Source organism: Burkholderia sola (genome assembly GCF_905400185.1).
GTDB classification, from domain to species: Bacteria; Pseudomonadota; Gammaproteobacteria; order Burkholderiales; family Burkholderiaceae; genus Burkholderia; species Burkholderia sola.
Genome location: NZ_FR989675.1, coordinates 2,738,184 through 2,756,283 on the forward strand (window position 1 = coordinate 2,738,184; position 18,100 = coordinate 2,756,283).

Consider the following 18,100-nt stretch of genomic DNA (forward strand, 5'->3'; position numbering starts at 1 on the left):
CACGCGCAGCGGTCACCCGGAAACTGGTGAGACGTTATGCAACCAGATCAGGTTTTCGGCAGCGTGACACCGCGCTGCCCCTGATACTTGCCGCCGCGATCGGCGTACGACACGTCGCACACCTCGTCGCTTTCGAAGAAGAGCACCTGCGCGACGCCTTCGTTCGCGTAGATCTTCGCGGGCAACGGCGTGGTGTTCGAGAATTCCAGCGTGACGTAGCCTTCCCATTCGGGTTCGAACGGCGTCACGTTGACGATGATCCCGCAGCGCGCATAGGTCGACTTGCCGAGGCAGACGGTCAGCACGGTGCGCGGGATGCGGAAATATTCGACGGTGCGGGCCAGCGCGAACGAATTCGGCGGGATGATGCACACGTCGCCCTTGAAATCGACAAACGAACCCTCGTCGAAGTTCTTCGGATCGACGATCGTCGAGTTGATGTTCGTGAAGATCTTGAATTCGTCCGCGCAGCGGATGTCGTAGCCGTAGCTCGACGTGCCGTAGCTGACGATCCGGCGGCCGTCCTCGGACGCGCGGACCTGATCGGGCACGAACGGCTCGATCATCTTGTGCTCTTCGGCCATGCGCCGAATCCATTTGTCGGACTTGATGCTCATATCTGGGCGCCTGGAAACGCTGCGTGACAATCAGGGAGGGCCGCTCGCGCGAGGCGGCGGCCGGGAAAGGCGGACATTTTACGCGATCATCGGCCCACGCACGCGGCGGCCGTCAACGGATCACGCCGCAAGCCAGCGCAGGCCCCGCGCCATGCTGCGAAAACGCGGGGTCGCTCGCGTCGCGGTGCACCAGCGCCGCGCGGTTCATCGCCGAGCGCACGCCATCGAGGGCCAGATCGGGCGCGACGATGAAGCCGGCCGCGACGCCGTTCGCATCCGCGTGGATGTTGCCGAGATCGCCGGCGACGCGCGCGCCCGCGCGCAACCGGTCGGCGGCCGGCGCGAACACCTGGCCGGCGCTCGAGCCGTCGCCCGCGTTGCAGTCGCCGCGTTCGTGCACCTGCAGCGCGTGATCGCTGTTCGGCGGCAGGCCGACCAGGTTGTAGGTGACCTGCACGCCGTCCGGGCGCTCGACGAACGTCACCGCGCCACGCGCCTGCGAGCCGACCGTCGGCTGCAGTTGCGCGTCGGCCCGTTTTTCGTGCGACGAGGAAAAGGAGGTACAGCCGGCCAGCAGGCCCAGCGCGGCGGCGGCCAGCAGCGCGCGCCGCGCGCGGCCGGCGCGCACGCCGTGATGTCGTTGTTTCATTCGATCCTCATGCCGGCTGGCGACCGTTCGAGACGACGGCCGCGCCGGGCGGGTAAAGGGACCCGGGAAAAGTCGCCATGATACCGCGCCTCGCGGCGCAGCAAACAGCGTGAGGCCCCGCCCCGCAAGGGTTTTACGTATTTTGAACAACGATCGACGGGAACTTCGACGTCATGTCGCGCGATCGCTCGGCAATCGCCAGCGCGACCCCACGCGCGATGTCGCGGTAACGACGCGCGAGCGCGCCTTCGGGATCGGCCGCGACCGTCGGCGTGCCGCTGTCGGCGCGCTCGCGGATCGCGATGTCGAGCGGCAGGCTGCCGAGCACGGTCACGTCGTAATCCTTCGCCATCCGCTCCGCCCCGCCGGCGCCGAAGATGTGCTCCTCGTGGCCGCAGTTCGAGCAGACGTGGATGCTCATGTTCTCGACGATGCCGAGGATCGGGATCCCGACCTTCTCGAACATCTTCAGCCCCTTCTTCGCGTCCAGCAGCGCGATGTCCTGCGGCGTCGTGACGATCACCGCGCCGGTGACGGGCACGCGCTGCGCGAGCGTGAGCTGGATGTCGCCCGTGCCCGGCGGCATGTCGACGATCAGGTAGTCGAGCTCGCGCCAGTTGGTCTGGCGCAGCAGCTGCTCGAGCGCGGACGTGGCCATCGGGCCGCGCCACACCATCGGGTTGTCTTCCTCGATCAGGAAGCCGATCGAGTTCGCCTGCAGCCCGTGGCCGACCAGCGGGTTCATCGACTGGTTGTCCGGCGACTCGGGGCGCTGGCCGTGGATGCCGAGCATCGTCGGCAGCGACGGGCCGTAGATGTCGGCGTCGAGAATGCCGACCGACGCGCCTTCCGCGGCGAGCGCGAGCGCGAGATTGACGGCCGTCGTGCTCTTCCCGACCCCGCCCTTGCCCGACGCGACCGCGACGATGTTCTTCACATTCGGCAACAGCTTCACGCCGCGCTGTACCGTATGCGCGACGATCTCCTGCGACACGGCGACGCGCGCGTCGCGCACGCCCGGCACGGCCTGGAGCGCTGCGGCGACGCGCGCGCGCACGTCGTCGTGCTGGCTGCGCGCCGGATAACCGAGCACCACGTCGAGCGCCACGACATCGCCGTCGATCGCGACGTTGCGCACGCCCTTGTTCGCCGCGTACGGGCGGCCGGTATTGGGGTCGACGACTGCCGCCAGCGCGGCGTCGACTTGGGCCCGGTCAATGCTCATCGAAACTCCGTGAAAACGTTTTTCTCGCGCGCAAAACGTCAAAAAATATCAAATTCCGCGGCGAAATTCGGGAAAAGTGAAAGAATCTGTTGCACGCCATTGCGCGAACGCGCGACCCGGCGCACTCTTCGCGTGCGGCATGCTATAGGGCCAAATCGGCCACTCACCGCCTATATTGTAGAGGCTGACGCGTCGCACTGCCCGAACAGCCACGCTGACGGACAGGGCATGCGAGCGCCTCGGCGGCTGCCGCGAGCGCCGGCCGGCCTTCCTTTTTCGGACGGCCCGCGCAGGGAGCCATCACTGTTGTTTGTCGTCGTTGTCGACTCGTTCAACCAAGAGAGGAATCCAAGATGAACATGAAAATCGCGACTCGCCTGTCCGTCTTCGCACTCGCCGGCGCGCTGCTGGCAGGCTGCGCCACGCAGCAAGGTAACAACACGGCCGTCGGTACCGGCACGGGTGCGGCGCTGGGCGCGGGCATCGGTGCACTGGCCGGTGGCGGCAAGGGCGCGGCGATCGGCGCGGGCGTCGGCGCACTGGTCGGCGGCGTGACGGGTTACAACTGGCAAGCGATCAAGAACAAGCTCGCGCCTTCGGCAGCGCAGACGGGCACGCAGGTCACCGAGCAGCCGGACGGCTCGCTGAAGCTGAACGTGCCGAGCTCGGTCACGTTCGCGACGAACCAGTACGCGATCACGCCGGCGTTCACGCCGCTGCTGAACGACCTGGCGACCACGCTGAACCAGAACCCGCAAGTGACGGCGTCGATCGTCGGCTACACGGACAGCACGGGCTCGGCGCAGCTGAACCAGACGCTGTCGCAGAATCGCGCGCAAAGCGTCGTGAACGCGCTCGTGCAGCGCGGCGTGAACGGCGGCCGTCTGTCCGCGCAAGGCATGGGCCCGTCGAACCCGATCGCGGACAACGCGACCGAAGCCGGCCGCGCGCAGAACCGCCGCGTCGAGATCTACCTGCGCGCGCCGCAACAGCATCAATAAGCGCGACCACGAGAGGAAATGTGCGGGCGCCGCGCCCGCACTGCCCCGCCTGACAAGGCGTTGGGCGGGGCCGGTAACAAATCGAAAAAATTTTCGAACTTCTGTCGCAGGCCGTGGTCAGTATTTACGGTACGCGGCTGGTGTTGCCGGCGCGTCACCATTCTCCTCTTGTCGTTGTTGCTCCGGGGCCGTATCCGCCCCGGTTTTTTTTGCCCGCAGAATTCGTGTTGCGCTGCAGCACAACACCCCCCGGCACGCCGCGCGGGCGCCCCTGCCCGTTCCGGCGCCCGGTCCGCGGCGCCCGCCCGCCGCGCTGGCCCGCGCCCCTGCTAGAATCGCGGTTTCCCGTCGTTTTTCCCGCTGTTCTTCTCCAGACACTATGTCCGCATCCGACCTCACCTCCGTGCAGGCTGCGGCGCCGCAAGGCAGCCGCCAGATCCTCGTTACGTCCGCACTGCCCTATGCCAACGGGCAGATCCACATCGGCCACCTGGTCGAGTACATCCAGACCGACATCTGGGTGCGGACGCTGCGAATGCATGGCCATGAGGTCTACTACATCGGCGCCGACGATACGCACGGCACGCCGGTCATGCTGCGCGCGGAGAAGGAAGGCGTGACGCCGAAGCAGCTGATCGACCGCGTGTGGACCGAGCACAAGCGCGACTTCGACAGCTTCGGCGTGTCGTTCGACAACTTCTACTCGACCGATTCGGACGAGAACCGCGTGCTGAGCGAGAAGATCTATCTCGCGCTGCAGGAAGCCGGCCTGATCGCCGAACGCGAAATCGAGCAGGCCTACGATCCGGTCAAGGAAATGTTCCTGCCGGACCGCTTCATCAAGGGCGAGTGCCCGAAGTGCCACGCGAAGGACCAGTACGGCGACAGCTGCGAAGTGTGCGGCTCGACGTACCTGCCGACCGAACTGCTGAACCCGTATTCGGTCGTGTCGGGCGCGACGCCGGTGCGCAAGACCTCGAAGCACTACTTCTTCCGCCTGTCCGACCCGCGTTGCGAATCGTTCCTGCGCGAATGGGTGAGCGGCCTCGCGCAGCCCGAAGCGACCAACAAGATGCGCGAATGGCTCGGCGACGCCGGCGAAGCCAAGCTCGCCGACTGGGACATCTCGCGCGACGCGCCGTACTTCGGCTTCGAGATCCCGGGCGCGCCCGGCAAGTATTTCTACGTGTGGCTCGACGCGCCGGTCGGCTACTACGCGAGCTTCAAGAACCTGTGCGACCGTAACGGCATCGATTTCGACGCGTGGATCCGCCCGGGCTCGACGGCCGAGCAGTATCACTTCATCGGCAAGGACATCCTGTACTTCCACACGCTGTTCTGGCCCGCGATGCTCGAGTTCTCGGGCCATCGCACGCCGACCAACGTGTTCGCGCACGGCTTCCTGACCGTCGACGGCGCGAAGATGTCGAAGTCGCGCGGTACGTTCATCACCGCGCAGAGCTACATCGACACGGGCCTGAACCCCGAGTGGCTGCGCTACTACTTCGCGGCGAAGCTGAACGCGACGATGGAAGACATCGACCTGAACCTCGACGACTTCCAGGCGCGCGTGAACAGCGATCTCGTCGGCAAGTACGTGAACATCGCGAGCCGCGCAGCCGGCTTCCTGATCAAGCGCTTCGACGGCCGCGTGCAGGACAGCGCGATGAATCATCCGCTCGTCGCGAAGCTGCGCGATGCGATTCCGCAAATCGCCGCGAGCTACGAAGCACGCGAATACGGCCGCGCGCTGCGCCACACGATGGAGCTCGCTGACGAAGTGAACGCGTACGTCGACGGCGCGAAACCGTGGGATCTCGCGAAGGATCCAGCCAACGCGGTCGCGCTGCACGAAACCTGCAGCGTGAGCCTCGAGGCGTTCCGCCTGCTGTCGCTCGCGCTGAAGCCGGTGCTGCCGCGCGTCGCCGAAGCGGTCGAGGCGTTCTTCGGGATCGCGCCGCTCGCGTGGGCCGATGCCGCAAAGCCGCTGTCGTCGGCGCAGCCGATCAAGGCGTACCAGCACCTGATGACGCGTGTCGACGCGAAGCAGCTCGAAGCGCTGCTCGCCGCGAACCGCGATTCGCTGCAGGCCGAGGCAACGGGTGCGGCCGCCGCGAGCGCGAACGCCGCGAAGGATGCGAAAAACAACGCGAAGGCGAACGCGAAGCCGGCCGCCGCGAACGGCGCCGACGATGCACCGATCTCGATCGACGATTTCGCGAAGATCGACCTGCGCATCGCGAAGATCGTCGCGTGCCAGGCCGTCGAGGGCTCGGACAAGCTGCTGCAGCTCACGCTCGACGTCGGCGAGGAAAAGACCCGCAACGTGTTCTCGGGCATCAAGTCCGCGTACCAGCCCGAGCAGCTCGTCGGCAAGCTGACGGTGATGGTCGCGAACCTCGCGCCGCGCAAGATGAAGTTCGGCCTGTCCGAAGGGATGGTGCTCGCCGCGTCGGCCACCGACGAGAAGGCGGAACCGGGCCTCTACATCCTCGAGCCGCATAGCGGCGCGAAGCCGGGCATGCGCGTGAAGTAAGCGAAACGCGCTGCTGCTGGCGCAAAAAAGCCCCGCACGGTTTGAATCGCGCGGGGCTTTTTTATCGCTGTCCGGTACGCCGGCCCTCCGTCACCGCTGCCCGAACCACCGGTCGAAGCGCCGCGTGTAGTTCAAGTCGACGCCCTGGAACGTGCCACCGTACGCGGACACCGACCAGAAGCGCGTCAGGTTGATCGTCGCCTTGAACGCGTTGCTCGCCGATTGCAGCCCCTGCTCGAAGCCGAGCACGAACCGCTCGTTGATCGCCTTCGACACCAGCACGACCTGCGGATCGGTCAGTCCGACTTCGCTGCGGCCGACCGACACCTCGTCGAGACCGAAGGTCTGCGCGACCCGCTTGCCGGTCACGCTGCCGAGCAGCCCGAGCGCCGCCGTCATCGCCCCCTGCTGACCGACGTTGTTGCCCTGGTCGGTGCCGTGCCCGAACAGCAGCCACGACAGCTTTTCGTTGTCCGTCACGTTCGGCTCCGACACGAGCTTGACCGTCGGCGACTGGATCGTCCCCGTCACCTGCACGCCGGCCTCGACCTCCTGGTTGCGCCGCATCGCGAGGATGTTGACGCCGGGGTTCGCCACCGGGCCGTTGAACGTGAAGAAGCCGTTCTCGACCGCGAGCTTGCGGCCGAACGTCGTGTACGTCGAGCCCTCGGTCACGCGCACGTTGCCGATCGCGCGCAGCGGCACGCCCGGCGCGCTCATCACGGTGATCGTGCCGCGCAGCCCGAGATCCGCACCGTGGCCCTTGAAGCGGAAGTTGTTGCCGAGCCCGACGTCGATGTTCGCGCGCGGCGCCAGCGACGGCGCCGGCTTGTTCTCGACCGGCTTCGGCTTCGCGGCCGCGGTGCCGGTGGGCGTCTCGCCGCGCACCGTGCCGTCCGGCTGCACGATCACGACGTCGTCCGACAGATGCGGCGCCGATTGCTCGGGCAGGTCGAACAGCGCGCGATCGACGACGAACTTGCCGTCGATCGCCAGCGCGCCGCGCGGCCCGTCGTTCGCGACGGTAGCCTTGCCCGACAGCGACAGCTTGCGATCCGGCGCCGCGAACAGTTCGAGCTTGTCCGCGACGATGCTCGCGGTCAGGTCCGGCGCCTCGCCGTCGAGGCGCACGCGGCCGAGCGCGCGCAGCGTGCCGTCGCCGCCGTGAAACTCGACCTGCTGGAATTCGACGAGGTTGTCCGACAGCTTCACGCGCACGATGCCGTCCTTCAACTGCACGCCCTGGTCGATCAACGTCGCGGACAGCTCGTCGCCCGTCAGCGTCCCCGACAAGTTCGGTTTCACCGGCGTGCCGGACACCGTCAGCTTCAGCGCCGCGCGTCCGCCGAGCAGGTAGCTCGGGCCGAACAGGTTGCCGGTGGTCTTCAGCGCCGGGATGTCGGCATCGATGCGGCCCGACAGCGGACCGTCGTCGACGATGCCGAACACGCCGTCGCGCAGCGCGAACGGCACCGTGACGTTCGCGTCCAGCGTGCCGATCCGGCTCGCCTTCGCGAGCCCGGTCACGTTGAGCCGGTTGCCGGGCGCGAAGCTCGCGCGGGCGGACAGGTCGGTCAGGCCGAGCGACGCGATGCCGCGCCCGGTCTCGATCGTCACGTCGCCGCCACGACGCTTCACCTGCACGTAGCCCGTCGCGTTCGCGCCGAGCGAGAAATCCCAGTCGGCATCGAGCACGACGTCGGTGCGCATCGGCGGCCGCTGGCCGGTCAGCACCTGGCGAACCTCGAGGAAACGCGCGACCGATGCGCCGGTCACCGAACCGGCCGAGCGCATCTGGCCGCGATCGAATACGAACGATTTCAGGTCGATCGCCGCGCCTTCGAGCGTGAGCCGCGTCGCGCCGAGCGTCACGCGGCCGGCGCCGGCCGATATCGTCAGCGGCGCCTGCAGCGCGAGCGCCGGCGTGCCGCGATTCGCGAGCCGCGTGACGGTGCCGTCCCAGCGCATGCCGTCGCGGTTCTCGACCACGCCGCCGTTCGCCGCCAGCGTCAGGTCGATCACGCGGCCGCCGGCCATTCCGAGCGCCGACGCGTCGAGCGTGTGCTTCGCGCGCGTGCCGTCGAGGTTCGCGCGCAACGACTTCAGCTTGAACGAGCCGAGCGCGATGTCGGCCGCGTCGGCCGTGAACACGAGCGCGCCGTGCGCGCCGTCGCGGATGTCCGCGCGGCCCTGGGCGGTGCCGATCCGGTTCGAACCGACGACGACGTGCTCGGCCTTGTAGGTGGCCGTCACGTTCGGATGCGCGAAGCTGCCGGTCAGGTCGCCCTGCGCCTGCACGAGCCCTTCGACGCCGAAGCCGAGCCGGTCGAGCTGCGGCGCGTCGACGACGAAGCGCAGCCGGTCGCCGGGTGCGCCGAAGCTGCCGCGCAGGTCGACGTGGTTGCCGGCGATCGACAGGTTCGCGTTGCTCGGCAGAATTCGTGAGCCGGCGAGCTGCACGACGCCGGCGCCGGTCAGCGGCACGCCGTCGTACAGGCTGTCGGCGAGCTTGAAGGTCGCCTTCGTCGATACCTGCGGCGCGAACGCGCCCGACGCGGTCAGCGTGCCGGACACGCGCGTCTCGCCGCGCTTGGCCGGCGCCTTGGCCGCTTTCGCAGGCGCCTTGCCGCCCGCCTTCGGCGCGCTCATCGCGGCGAGCAGCAGCGGATCGAACGCGGTCAGTGTCGCCTTCGCGTCATAGGTCGAATGCGCGTCGTGGCGGAACACGCCCGTCAGGTCGATGCGGCCCTTGCCCGCAGTCACGCGCGTATCGGTCAGCACGGTCTGCTGCTGCGTCAGCGCGACCTTGGCCCGCGCGCCGAGCGCGAGCTTCGGGTCGTTCAGGTTGAAATCGACGGTCGTCACGTCGCCCGCGAGCGTGACGCCGAGCGGGCCGCCGAGGCGCATCGGCCGCAGCTCGGCGACGAACGCGTTCAGGTCGAGGTTCGCGACCTTCAGGTCGAAGCGGCCCTTGCCGCCCGCGAGCGTGCCGCCGCCGGTCATGCTGCCGTCGCGGATCAGTTTCAGCGCGAGACCGTCGATGCGCTGCGCGTGCGCGTCGAGATGCACGCTCGCGTGCGCGTCGATCACCGGCAGCAGATGGTCGCCGAGCGTGCCGGGTTTCGCGTTGACGATCGACACCGGGCCCGTCACCGCGAAGCCCTTCGCGGGCGCCGCGCCGGCCGGCGCGCTCACCGGCGCGAGTTCCGCGCGCACCGCGAGATCGGCCGCAGGCGCGCCGGGCGACAGCGCCTGCGGGTTCACGTGGTCGAACGCGAGCGACGCACGCGTGAGCGGCACCGTGCCGAACGGCGCGGCCTCGACGTGCGCGCGCCCGTTCAGCTTCATCCCGCTCGCGGAGACGTCGGCGACGAGCGCTTCGAGCGACCCCGACACGTTCGCGCTCGCGTTGACCGGTTCATCGGCGAGTTTGCCCACGTAGGTGGCGTCGCCCGTCAGCGCGAACGGCTTCACGCCGTCGAGCTTCGCGCGCGCGGTCAGCGCGCCGTACGGCGTATCGACGCCGTCGAGCACGAGTTCATGGTGGCGGCCGTCGCTGCGGCCGTTCAGCGCGAGATGGTCGAGCTGCGTCGTCGACGTGCCTTCGTGAATGGCGAGGCGAGCGACGCGCAGGTCGTCGATCCGCACCTGCAGCGGCAGGCTCAGATTCTGCGGCGTCGTACTCGGCGTCGACGGCCCCGGCACGATCCGCACGTCGATCGTGCCGGCGCGCAGATAGGCGACAGACAGCCGCCACGGCGCGCGCGTCAGTGCCCAGCGGCCGTCGAGCCGGTCGATGCGGACCTCGGTGCCGGTGCCGTCGGGGCTGGTCCATGCGAACCCGCGCAAGCGCACGCCGGTCGCGAGCGAGCCGCCTTCGAGCGTGCCCGCGAGCCGCGTGCCCAGCACCTTGCTGGCTACCTGCCACGCGAGCCGCGTGCCGCGCTCGGTCGTCACCGCGCCCAGCACGAGCCCCGCCACCAGCACGACGAGCAGCACGACCGTCGCGAGCGTCCACGCGACGACCCGCCACGCGCGGCCGCGGCGCGGCACGCGCGGCGGCGTGCCGGGCGCGCCGTCGGGCGAATCCGGATCGTGAGGCGGCGGCGTGTCGTTCGGGTCCTTCGTCATGCGGTTCGTCGTGCGGTCGTCGTCAATAGGGCGGCAGGTTCAGAAAGCGATGCCGAGCGTCAGGTACGGGCGCACGCTGTGGTTGCGCAACCCGTACGCGACGTCGACGTTGATCGGGCCGACCGGGCTGCGCCAGCGCGCACCGACGCCCACGCCCGGGTAGAACACGCGCTCGCCCCACGCATCGGTCGCGGTGCCGATGTCGAAGAACGTCGCGGCGCCCCAGTCGCGGTTGAACCAGTGCTGGTATTCGGCCGTCCCCGTCATCAGGTACTTGGTCGGCAAGACGGAGCCGTCGACGCTGTTGCCGATGCTCTGGTAGCCGTAACCGCGCACCGAATTCGAGCCGCCGGCGCGGAACAGCAGCGACGCCGGCACGCCGGTCGAACTGCCGCTCGTGAACACGCCGCCGAGCTCCGCGCGGAACACGAACAGGTCGCGCTTGCCGATCGGCAAATACTGCTGCCCGCGCGCGTAGCCGCGGATGAAGGTTTCGTCGGCCAGCACGTGCTTGACCGCGAAGCCGGCCTCCGCGTGAATCAGGTTGCCCGAGCGCGGAAACAGCGGATCGTCGACGTTGCGGCGGGTCCACGCCCACTGCGGCACCAGCGCGCGGCTCGTGGTCGGCCCCGCGCCGTTCTGGTCGAGCCGGTCCTGGTAGTACATCAGCGAATACGCATAATCGATGAACTGGCCGGTGCGCGTGCGCTGCACGCCGACCCGCGCGCTGTAGATGCGCGTGTCCGACACGTTGGTGTTCGTGTACGACGCGAGCACGCTGTTGGTCCAGCCCTTCTCGCCCGGCGGCATCGACAGCTGGACCTGCCCGTACTGCTGGATCTGGTCGACCCGGCCCGACACGGTCAGCGGCCACGCGGCGCCGAACGTGTCGAGATACGTATAGGAACCCTGCACGTGCGGCCCGGTGTCGGTCGCGAAGCCGACGCCGCCGCGGATGTTGTTGTACGGAAACTCGCTGACCTTCACGTGCACGGGCGTGCGATCGGGTTTCGACGTATCGTCGCCGACGTCGATCGCGACGCTCGCGTAGTACGGCGTGTTCTGCAGCTGCCGCTGCAGTTCGGTGATCCGCCGCACGTCGTAGATCTCGCCTTCCGACAGCGGATTGACGTTCGTGACGATCCTTTCCGGATAACGGCGCACGCCGTCGACGTCGACCTTGCCGATCGTGAACGTCGGACCGCTGTCGAACGCGACCGCGAGCGTCGCGCGCTGCGTGCGCGGATCGATGCGCGCCTCGGACGACGCGATCTTCGCGCCGAGATAGCGGCGCGACTGCAGTTGCCGGAGCGCCGCACCCTTCGCGTCGTCCCAGTCGGACTGCGTGAACGGGTCGCCCGGCTTCATCGAGAACGCGAACCGCGTCGCGGTCTCCTGCTTCGGATCCTCGGTTTCCACCGGCCCCTTGAACGTCAGGTCGACCGTCGACACGACGGTCTGCTTGCCCGGATCGACCGCGATGCGCACGTCGCGCTTGCCGTCGCGGGTGCGCACGTCGGTGCGCACGACCGGCGAGAAATAGCCGGCCGTCGCGGCCAGGTCGCGCACCTGCTGCGGCGTGGCGGTCACGAGGAAGTCGAACTGGTCGTCGCTGATGTCGTCGCGCTTCGCGAAGCGGGCGATGTCGAGATGCGTCTTCAGGAGCTTGCGGATCGAGCGCGGCGCGTCGATGTCGACGTCGTACTTCGCGTGGGCCGGCAGCGCGAAGCACGCGGCCAGGCAACCCGCGAGGGCCGCCCGCGCGACGCGGGCCGCGGCGTCGGCGCGATCGCGTGCCGCGCGCCGGCCCGCGTGATGCGCCGTGTGTGCTTGCTGGTTCGACTGCCCCGCCAAATATGACCTCGCCGTCCTGGTGTGTTACGGTTTCGTGGAAAACCCTGTATTTGACCACAGGGCGCCGACGTCACGGCCAAACGATTGTGAAAGAGTGCCAAGGCCGCGGCAGGGCCACCGCACGACGCCCGCCAGCGCCGGCCCGCGGATTCGACGCTCGATTGGCGCCGGCTGTTCCCCGCGATGCGGTAAAATCCCGCCATCGAGAATCCGGCGCATCGTGCGCCGCCCGAAACGGAAGATCCAGCCATGCCGTACCAGTCCGACGTCACGCAGTTCCTGAACCAGCTCAAGCAGCAGAAGCCGACGCTCGAGGAAGAGCAACGCAAGGGCCGTTCCCTGCTGTGGGACAAGCAGCCGATCGATCTCGAAGAGCGCGCCGAGCAGCAGGAATCGCGCGTGAAGCAAACGTCGTACGTCTACTACCAGAACTTCTGACGACGTGAGCGCCGCCGACGAGGCCAGCGCCGCCCGGCAGGACGACGCGATCGCCGCGCCCGCGGGCGCCGATTCGACGCCCGACACGGTCGACGGTGTCGCGGCGTTCGCTCGCCTGTACGGCGAGCCGCTGTTCAAGCTGCCGCAGGATCTGTACATCCCGCCCGACGCGCTCGAGGTGTTCCTCGAGACGTTCGAAGGCCCGCTCGACCTGCTGCTGTACCTGATCCGCAAGCAGAACTTCAACGTGCTCGACATCCCGATGGCGCAGGTCACCGCGCAATATCTGGGCTACGTCGACCAGATCCGCACGTCGAACCTCGAGCTCGCGGCCGAGTACCTGCTGATGGCCGCGATGCTGATCGAGATCAAGTCGCGGATGCTGCTGCCGGTCAAGAAGGCCGACACCGGCGAGGAAGCCGAGGATCCGCGCGCCGAACTCGTGCGCCGGCTGCTCGAGTACGAGCAGATGAAGCTCGCCGCGCAGCGGCTCGACCAGTTGCCGCAGCTTGGCCGCGATTTCCTGCGCGCCGAGGTCTACATCGAGCAGAGCGTCACGCCGCGCTTTCCCGACGTGAATTCGGACGACCTGCGCGCCGCGTGGGCCGACGTGCTCAAGCGCGCGAAGCTCGTCCAGCACCACAAGATCTCCCGCGAGGAGCTGTCGGTGCGCGAACACATGAGCCTGATCCTGCGCCGGCTGCAGAACGCGCGCTTCATGGAATTCGCCGAGCTGTTCGACACGTCGCGCGGCGTGCCGGTCGTCGTCGTGAACTTCATCGCGATGCTCGAACTCGCGCGCGAATCGCTGCTCGAGATCACGCAGGCCGAACCGTTCGCGCCGATCTACGTGCGTCTCGCTTACCTGCCCGCGTAAGGGCCGCCCCGCCGCTCCCCGTTCCCCGGTGTATCCCGACGCTCGACGCTTCGCCGCGGCGAATGGCCGTCCGGCGGGTATCCGGCACGTCCCACTATAAAGTGAACGATCGTTCTTTTATCGATGCGTCGCGCGGCCAAATCCTCTACAATCCGCCGACACCCGATGCGCCGCCCGCGCGCCGGCGTTCTCCGCTTCGACCCCGATGCCGCTGCCGCGGCGTCAACGCGCGCCTGCGCGAGGAACCCGCTACCCGATCATGAAAGTCATCAGCTCGATCCAGGAACTGCGCGACCAGCTGCGCGGACAGAACCGCACGGCGTTCGTGCCGACGATGGGCAACCTGCACGAAGGGCACCTGTCGCTGATGCGCCTCGCGCGCCAGCACGGCGACCCGGTCGTGGCGAGCATCTTCGTCAACCGGCTGCAATTCGGCCCGAACGAGGATTTCGACAAGTACCCGCGCACGCTCCAGGACGATATCGAGAAGCTGCAGCAGGAAAACGTGTACGTGCTGTTCGCGCCGACCGAGCGCGACATGTACCCTGAGCCGCAGGAATACCGCGTGCTGCCGCCGGACGATCTCGGCGGGATCCTCGAGGGCGAGTTCCGGCCCGGCTTCTTCGCCGGCGTGTGCACGGTCGTCACGAAGCTGATGTCCTGCGTGCAGCCGCGCGTCGCCGTGTTCGGCAAGAAGGACTACCAGCAGTTGATGATCGTGCGCCGGATGTGCCAGCAGCTCGCGCTGCCGGTCGACATCATCGCCGCCGAAACCGTGCGCGACGACGACGGCCTCGCGCTGTCGTCGCGCAACCGCTACCTGACGACCGACGAGCGCAACGAAGCGCCCGAACTGGCGAAAACGCTGCAGCGCGTGCGCGACAGCGTGCTCGGCGGCGAACGCGATCTCGGCAAGCTCGAGCAGCATGCGCACGCGCACCTGGCCGAACGCGGCTGGGTGCCCGACTACATCGCGATCCGCCGCCGCGCGAACCTGATCGCCCCGAGCGCAGCCGAACTCGAAGCCGGCGAACCGCTCGTCGTGCTCGCGGCCGCGAAGCTCGGCGCGACGCGCCTCATCGACAACCTGGAAATCTGACGCGCGGCCCGCCGCGCCTCTCACGACGCATCACGGAGACACCATGCAGCGCCACATGCTCAAATCGAAGATCCACCGTGCGGCGGTCACGCACTGCGAACTGCACTACGAAGGTTCGTGCGCGATCGACGAAGACCTGCTCGAAGCGGCGGGCCTCATCGAAAACGAACGGATCGACATCTGGAACATCAACAACGGCGAGCGCTTCTCGACCTACGCGATCAAGGGCGAGCGCGGCAGCGGGATGATCTCGCTGAACGGCTCGGCCGCACGCCGCGCGCAGCTCGGCGACCTCGTGATCATCGCGGCATTCGCGATGGTTGACGAAGCGGAACTGCAGGCCGGCTGGAAGCCGAAGCTCGTGTTCATCGACGAAGGCAACAAGATCAAGGGCCACCGCGATCACGTGCCGACGCAGAACTGGACGTGACCTGAGCGGGGCACGCCCGCATGCCGCGGCATGCGGTGCAGCGATGCCGCCTGCGACCGAAGGGCCGGACACCGTACGCGACGGGATCCGGCCCTTCTCATTGGATGTCGCGCCGGCCGGACGGCCGGGCGTTCAGGACGCGGCCTTGACGGCCTTCTCGGCCTTCGGCGCGCGGCGCTCGGCCCATTCGACGATCGGCCGCCACTGTTCGAGATCCTTCTCGACGCGGCTTTTCGCGACATCCCACAGCGTCAGGCCGTGCGCGGCGATCTGCACGTAGTTCTGCGTGTCGCGCACGTAGCCGAGCACCGGCAGGCCGAGCCCTTCGACGAACCGGTGCAGCTGGTCGGACGAGCGCGTGCGCGCGTCGACCCGCATCCCGACGATCCCGACCTCGACGCTGCCCTTGCGCACGGCCTTCTCGCCGGCAAGGCGTTCCAGAAACTGCTGGGTCGCGAGAATATCGAACATCGACGGCTGCAGCGGCACGATCACCTTGTCGGCCAGTTGCAGCGCGACGTTGAGCCGCGTGCCGTGCAGGCCGGCCGGCGTATCGATCACCGCGTATTCGAGGCCGCGCGGCGGCTTCGACGGCGCCTCCGGATCGAGCGCCCACGCCTCGATCGCCGGCAAGCCGGCCGGCCGCAGGTCGAGCCACGCATGCGCGGACTGCTGCCGGTCCAGGTCGGCCAGCGCGACCCATGCGCCCTGCGCCGCGAAATAGCCGGCTAGATTGGTGGACAGCGTGCTCTTGCCCACGCCGCCCTTCGGATTCGCCACCACGATGACCGTCATGAATTCCCCCGAAAAAGCCGCGCGGCGCCGGCCGCATGGCAGGCGCCGCTCGATTGCGGATACAGGGAGCGATGATATCGGCAAACGGGGGGTCACCGGAACCGGTCGCACCGAACCTGTGCCCCTTTCGTCTGCTTTCCTTCACGTCACGCGCGCTGGACCGCGGCCTCCCGCGCGCCGAGCGCGAACGCGCCGCCGCCCAGCAGGGCCTGCACGGCCAGCGTGACGGCCCAGAACGCCGGATATTCCCAGCCGCCGTGCGGCGACGAGAAGCCCCAGCCGTTCGGCAGATGCGCGGCGACCGCGCCGAGCATGAACGGCAGCAGCACCAGCGCGGCGATGCGCACGCGGAACCCCGCGAGCAGCGCGAGGCCGCCCGCCAGTTCGACGAACGTGGTCAGGTACGCGAGCCAGCCCGGCAGGCCGATCGACGTGAAAAACTGCGCGGTGCCCGGCAGCGTGAAGACGAATATTTTCTGTGCGACGTGCGCGAGGTACAGCACGCCGAGGGCGACGCGCAGCAGCGTCGCGGCGAAATCGTTCAGGCGGTTGGCGTTCATGACGGATTCCTTGGTGAGTGGATGGAATGGATCGCACTCTATTCGAATCCATTCGGCCGATAAACGCACCAGCCCGCTTAAATTACATCCATTCAGGAATGAATCGACGCAAAAAAAAGGGCATGACCGATCATGCCCTGCGTCCTTCCTGCTCAGTAACCGCTCTTGCCTTGCGTGGCGTCACCGCCGGACTGGCCGCCGCCCGGCGCATACGAATCGCAGGCATGCGCGGCCGCGGACGCGCCCAGCAGCGCCGCGAGCAGGACGCTCCACCACCATCGAGCCCTCATCGTCGCCCTCCTTCGGGCGGACCTCCGCCCTCCTCTGTTGTACGCGATCGCGCGGAAAAAGCGAGAGTCGACCGGCGCGGTTTCAACGAAACTCGGCGTACAGCGCGTCGAGGTCGAGGTGCTCGGCGAACGTGTCGGCCAGCCGCTCGAGCGACGCCTCGCGCAGCGCCGGGTAGTCGATGCGGGCCGCGCCGTCGAGCCCCGCCCACGCGAGCAGCGCCGCGCAGGCGTCGGGCGCGTCGAACAGCCCGTGCACGTAGGTCGCGAGGATCTGGCCGTCGGCCGATCTCGCGCCGTCGGGACGCATGCCGTCCTGCGCGGCATCGGCGGCCAGCGTCAGCGCGGGCGTCGCGAGCGCCGGCCCGCGCGTGTCGCCCATGTGAATCTCGTAGCCGCGCACGGCCGCCGCGCCCGGCAGCGCGAGTCGACCGGTCACGTTCTTCAGCGTCTTGTCGGGCTGCAGCGTCGTGTCGAACTCGAGCAGCCCGAGCCCCGGCACGCTGCCGGGCGCGCCTTCGAGGCCGAGCGGATCGTCGAGCGTGCCGCCGAGCATCTGCATGCCGCCGCAGATGCCGATCACCTTGCCGCCGTAGCGGAGATGGCGCCGGATCAGCGCGTCCCAGCCCGCATCGCGCAGCCACGCGAGATCGCGCTGCACGCTCTTCGAACCGGGCAGGATCAGCAGGTCGGCGTCGGGCACGGGGCCGCTCTTCCAGTACGTGAATTCGACCTGCGGATGCGCGCGCAGCGGATCGAAATCGGTGTGGTTGCTGATGCGCGGCAGCGCGGGCACGACGACGCGCAACACGCCGGCATCGCCGCGGGCGGCGGCACTGCGCGCCTGCGCGGGCAGCATGTCCTCGGCGTCGAGCAGCAGCCCGTGCAGATACGGCAGCACGCCGAACACCGGCTTGCCCGTCTGCGCGCGCAGCCAGTCGAGCCCCGGTTCGAGCAGCTTGAGGTCGCCGCGGAAACGGTTGATCACGAAGCCGCGCACGCGCGCGCGCTCGCTGTCCGACAGGCAGGCGAGCGTGCCGACCAGATGCGCGAACACGCCGCCGCGATCGATGTCGGCGACGAGCACGACCGGGCAGTCGACGCGCTCGGCAAAGCCCATGTTCGCGATGTCGCCGTCGCGCAGGTTGATCTCGGCCGGGCTGCCGGCGCCTTCGACGATCACCGTGTCGTAACCGGCGCGCAGGCGCGCATACGACTCGAGCACCGCATCGAACGCGACCGGCTTGTAGTCGTGATACGCCCGCGCGTCGAGGTTCATGCGCGCCTTGCCGTGAATGATCACCTGCGCGCCGCGGTCGCTCGTCGGCTTCAGCAGCACCGGATTGAAATCCGTATGCGGCGCGACGCCGGCGGCCAGCGCCTGCAACGCCTGCGCGCGGCCGATCTCGCCGCCGTCGACCGTCACCGCGCTGTTGAGCGCCATGTTCTGCGGCTTGAACGGCGCGACGCGCACGCCGCCGCGTCGCGCGAGGCGGCACAGGCCCGCGACGAGCGTGCTCTTGCCCGCGTCGGACGTCGTGCCCTGGATCATCAGCGTGCCGCGCGGCCGCGGCTCGGGTGCATTCATCGTGTGAAAGGTG

At 68.5% G+C, this 18,100-nt stretch carries 15 protein-coding genes; 6 read left to right on the forward strand and 9 right to left on the reverse strand.

The annotated features are described in order from the left end of the window. Positions 1-47: 47 nt before the first annotated feature. The 3 genes from dcd to apbC all read right to left on the reverse strand — a co-directional run bounded on the left by dcd (position 48) and on the right by apbC (position 2,491). Complete coding sequence (dcd, locus tag KR541_RS12605) at positions 48-617, reverse strand: dCTP deaminase (protein ID WP_006398615.1); 570 nt, start codon at positions 615-617, stop codon at positions 48-50. Between the two features lie 112 nt (positions 618-729). Further along, the gene (gene sodC, locus KR541_RS12610) at positions 730-1,266 is read right to left on the reverse strand and encodes a superoxide dismutase [Cu-Zn] (RefSeq protein WP_050012046.1); all 537 of its coding nucleotides are present in this window, start codon (positions 1,264-1,266) and stop codon (positions 730-732) included. A gap of 133 nt (positions 1,267-1,399) precedes the next feature. Next, a complete protein-coding gene (apbC, locus tag KR541_RS12615) occupies positions 1,400-2,491 on the reverse strand; it encodes an iron-sulfur cluster carrier protein ApbC (RefSeq protein ID WP_050012047.1) in 1,092 nt (363 codons plus the stop codon). 353 nt (positions 2,492-2,844) lie between these two features. On the opposite strand from apbC, the gene KR541_RS12620 reads away from it, so the two are divergent. Both KR541_RS12620 and metG read left to right on the forward strand, forming a co-directional pair. Beyond that, on the forward strand, positions 2,845-3,492 hold the full coding sequence (locus KR541_RS12620; protein ID WP_050012048.1) for a YiaD family glycine zipper/OmpA-like lipoprotein: 648 nt from the start codon (positions 2,845-2,847) through the stop codon (positions 3,490-3,492). 379 nt (positions 3,493-3,871) lie between these two features. Next, the gene (gene metG / locus KR541_RS12625) at positions 3,872-6,028 is read left to right on the forward strand and encodes a methionine--tRNA ligase (protein WP_050012049.1); all 2,157 of its coding nucleotides are present in this window, start codon (positions 3,872-3,874) and stop codon (positions 6,026-6,028) included. Between the two features lie 90 nt (positions 6,029-6,118). On the opposite strand, the gene KR541_RS12630 is transcribed toward metG, so the two are convergent. Together KR541_RS12630 and KR541_RS12635 are read right to left on the reverse strand one after the other, a co-directional pair. Next, complete coding sequence (locus KR541_RS12630; RefSeq protein WP_216089572.1) at positions 6,119-10,159, reverse strand: translocation/assembly module TamB domain-containing protein; 4,041 nt, start codon at positions 10,157-10,159, stop codon at positions 6,119-6,121. 39 nt (positions 10,160-10,198) lie between these two features. Then, on the reverse strand, positions 10,199-12,013 hold the full coding sequence (locus KR541_RS12635; protein ID WP_050012051.1) for an autotransporter assembly complex protein TamA: 1,815 nt from the start codon (positions 12,011-12,013) through the stop codon (positions 10,199-10,201). A gap of 249 nt (positions 12,014-12,262) precedes the next feature. On the opposite strand from KR541_RS12635, the gene KR541_RS12640 reads away from it, so the two are divergent. The 4 genes from KR541_RS12640 to panD all read left to right on the forward strand — a co-directional run bounded on the left by KR541_RS12640 (position 12,263) and on the right by panD (position 14,857). Further along, entirely contained in the window at positions 12,263-12,451 is a 189-nt protein-coding gene (locus KR541_RS12640) for a DUF3460 family protein (protein ID WP_006478107.1), read from the forward strand. Between the two features lie 4 nt (positions 12,452-12,455). Next, positions 12,456-13,328, forward strand: coding sequence for a segregation and condensation protein A (locus tag KR541_RS12645; RefSeq protein WP_021164248.1), 873 nt, complete (start codon positions 12,456-12,458; stop codon positions 13,326-13,328). A gap of 259 nt (positions 13,329-13,587) precedes the next feature. Then, positions 13,588-14,427 (forward strand): pantoate--beta-alanine ligase, encoded by an 840-nt coding sequence (gene panC / locus KR541_RS12650; protein ID WP_089488927.1) that lies wholly within the window; start codon positions 13,588-13,590, stop codon positions 14,425-14,427. Positions 14,428-14,470: 43 nt separating this feature from the next. Next, the gene (gene panD / locus KR541_RS12655) at positions 14,471-14,857 is read left to right on the forward strand and encodes an aspartate 1-decarboxylase (RefSeq protein WP_006484038.1); all 387 of its coding nucleotides are present in this window, start codon (positions 14,471-14,473) and stop codon (positions 14,855-14,857) included. A 132-nt stretch (positions 14,858-14,989) separates the two neighbouring features. On the opposite strand, the gene KR541_RS12660 is transcribed toward panD, so the two are convergent. The 4 genes from KR541_RS12660 to KR541_RS12675 form a co-directional block, all read right to left on the reverse strand. Beyond that, a complete protein-coding gene (locus KR541_RS12660; RefSeq protein WP_050012053.1) occupies positions 14,990-15,652 on the reverse strand; it encodes a ParA family protein in 663 nt (220 codons plus the stop codon). Between the two features lie 146 nt (positions 15,653-15,798). Further along, a complete protein-coding gene (locus tag KR541_RS12665; RefSeq protein WP_050012054.1) occupies positions 15,799-16,212 on the reverse strand; it encodes a DoxX family protein in 414 nt (137 codons plus the stop codon). Positions 16,213-16,364: 152 nt separating this feature from the next. After that, a complete protein-coding gene (locus tag KR541_RS12670; protein WP_162838115.1) occupies positions 16,365-16,502 on the reverse strand; it encodes a hypothetical protein in 138 nt (45 codons plus the stop codon). A gap of 82 nt (positions 16,503-16,584) precedes the next feature. Next, entirely contained in the window at positions 16,585-18,087 is a 1,503-nt protein-coding gene (locus tag KR541_RS12675; RefSeq protein WP_050012105.1) for a cobyric acid synthase, read from the reverse strand. Positions 18,088-18,100: the final 13 nt, after the last annotated feature.

Bases quoted from the DNA above. Each gene is read 5' to 3' on its own strand.
- KR541_RS12640 (WP_006478107.1), top strand. From the start codon at position 12,263: ATGCCGTACCAGTCCGACGTCACGCAGTTCCTGAACCAGCTCAAGCAG.
- apbC (WP_050012047.1), bottom strand. From the start codon at position 2,491: ATGAGCATTGACCGGGCCCAAGTCGACGCCGCGCTGGCGGCAGTCGTC.
- panD (WP_006484038.1), top strand. From the start codon at position 14,471: ATGCAGCGCCACATGCTCAAATCGAAGATCCACCGTGCGGCGGTCACG.
- KR541_RS12665 (WP_050012054.1), bottom strand. From the start codon at position 16,212: ATGAACGCCAACCGCCTGAACGATTTCGCCGCGACGCTGCTGCGCGTC.
- KR541_RS12675 (WP_050012105.1), bottom strand. From the start codon at position 18,087: ATGAATGCACCCGAGCCGCGGCCGCGCGGCACGCTGATGATCCAGGGC.
- KR541_RS12630 (WP_216089572.1), bottom strand. From the start codon at position 10,159: ATGACGAAGGACCCGAACGACACGCCGCCGCCTCACGATCCGGATTCG.
- panC (WP_089488927.1), top strand. From the start codon at position 13,588: ATGAAAGTCATCAGCTCGATCCAGGAACTGCGCGACCAGCTGCGCGGA.
- KR541_RS12620 (WP_050012048.1), top strand. From the start codon at position 2,845: ATGAACATGAAAATCGCGACTCGCCTGTCCGTCTTCGCACTCGCCGGC.
- dcd (WP_006398615.1), bottom strand. From the start codon at position 617: ATGAGCATCAAGTCCGACAAATGGATTCGGCGCATGGCCGAAGAGCAC.
- sodC (WP_050012046.1), bottom strand. From the start codon at position 1,266: ATGAAACAACGACATCACGGCGTGCGCGCCGGCCGCGCGCGGCGCGCG.
- KR541_RS12670 (WP_162838115.1), bottom strand. From the start codon at position 16,502: ATGAGGGCTCGATGGTGGTGGAGCGTCCTGCTCGCGGCGCTGCTGGGC.
- KR541_RS12660 (WP_050012053.1), bottom strand. From the start codon at position 15,652: ATGACGGTCATCGTGGTGGCGAATCCGAAGGGCGGCGTGGGCAAGAGC.
- metG (WP_050012049.1), top strand. From the start codon at position 3,872: ATGTCCGCATCCGACCTCACCTCCGTGCAGGCTGCGGCGCCGCAAGGC.